This window comes from Sphingomonas parva (ex Maeng et al. 2020) (genome assembly GCF_004564275.1).
GTDB classification, from domain to species: Bacteria; Pseudomonadota; Alphaproteobacteria; order Sphingomonadales; family Sphingomonadaceae; genus Allosphingosinicella; species Allosphingosinicella parva.
Map to the genome: position 1 here is coordinate 1 of NZ_SPDV01000111.1, position 1,481 is coordinate 1,481.

Annotated in this window: 2 protein-coding genes; both read right to left on the reverse strand. The window is 76.8% G+C overall.

Going from position 1 to position 1,481, the window contains the following annotated elements:
- Positions 1 to 38: 38 nt before the first annotated feature.
- On the reverse strand, positions 39 to 617 hold the full coding sequence (locus E2493_RS22030) for a thermonuclease family protein (RefSeq protein ID WP_225421634.1): 579 nt from the start codon (positions 615 to 617) through the stop codon (positions 39 to 41).
- A gap of 194 nt (positions 618 to 811) precedes the next feature.
- The gene (locus E2493_RS20950; protein ID WP_135090722.1) at positions 812 to 1,285 is read right to left on the reverse strand and encodes a surface-adhesin E family protein; all 474 of its coding nucleotides are present in this window, start codon (positions 1,283 to 1,285) and stop codon (positions 812 to 814) included.
- Positions 1,286 to 1,481: the final 196 nt, after the last annotated feature.

Genomic DNA, 1,481 nt, shown 5'->3' on the forward strand with positions numbered 1-1,481 from the left:
CGTGCGGCGCGGCAGGGACGCGACGGCCGCGCACGCCGTCACAGCGCGTCCGCTCCGGCATCGCCCGCCGGCCCGTTCACCCTCTCCGCCCGCACCCCCGAGGGCGGCACGCAGCCCTTCAGCCGCCCGTCGGGATCGAACCGCGCCCAGCGCACCGCGGTGCCGCTCTTCAGCATCGCGCAGGAGAGGTCGGCGCCGGCCGCATTGGCGCAGCGCGCGTCGACCCTTTTGAACGACGGCCCGTAGGAGACGCAGTCGAGCCGGCCGGTGGCGAGGCCGACCAGGATCGCCTTGGCTGCCGCCCCCGAGGCGGTCGGGCAGAGCTCGGGATGCTGGCAGCTGTCGTCATATTCGCGCGCCTCGATGCCGCGCAGCCGCACCGCGATCGGCCGGCCTCTCAGATCGGTCTCGGCGCAGTTGATCGGCCCGTCGCCGTCGTAGACGCTGAGCACGGTGCAGCGGAACGCGCGGCCGGCGGCGACGTCGTAACGCTCGGGCCGGAGGTGCCCCAGAGCGTTGACCGCGACGAAGCCGATCGCCGCGCCGACCACCGCCCCGCCGGCGATCGCCTTCAGCCCCATCCGCTCCCTCGCCCTGCGCCAGATTCGCGACGTCACGCTCACCCCCGTCCGTGCTGCACGCCCGCGCCGCCGGCGGCGCGCGCACGCCCGGCCTACCCCCGCCCGCCCCGCGCCGCACCCCCGCGTCGACGAAGGCGACCGACGGGGAGACGAGCGTGCACCCCCCGCCTCCCGCGCGCAGGAGGGGCCGGGGAAGCCTCGCGCCGGAGGGGTCGCCGGCCGCGGCGCCCTTACTCCCCGGCGCCCGCCCCCTGCGGCCTGGCGCTCCAGAAGCGCCGCACCGCCGCGGCGGGGTCGGCGATGGTCGGCGTCTCCTCGCGGCCGGAGGTGCCGCAGGCATAAAGCAGCAGGTCCGCGCCGAGCGAGCCGGGCTCGACCGCACGCTCTTCCGGATCGGGCCCGGCCCGGCCCGAGACCGCGTCGCCCCGGTAGAAGGTCAGGCCGAGCGTCCGCGTCGTCCGGGCGGCGCAGTCGGCGGAGAGGACCAGCCGGTAATTGTCGCCATGCGCGCTCGCCTCCTTGTAGAAGGTCCAGGCGGTATAAGCGACGCGGCCGCCGTCCGGCCGGACGCTGCTTTTGTCGACGAAGACCAGAGTATCGTCGGCGAGGCTGACCAGCCGCCAGTCCGCCGCGGGCGGGGGGGCGGGGGCGGGGGCGGGGGCGCTCGCCGCCTGGGCGCCGAGCAGAGCCAGTGAAACGAGCATCTTCCCTCCTGTCATGCGACGCCGCGCGGCCGGCGGCCGCGGCACGCGCCGTGCCTGCTTTCCCTATAGAGGCGCCGCGCCCCCCGCTGCGCCGCCGCAGCGCAATTCCCTTCCCGGTACGCGGAGGGGGATCGTGCGGCAGCGCCGCGCGGAGGGGCCGGCACGGCGTCGTCGCAGGCCTGGGCGCCCCGGCCGC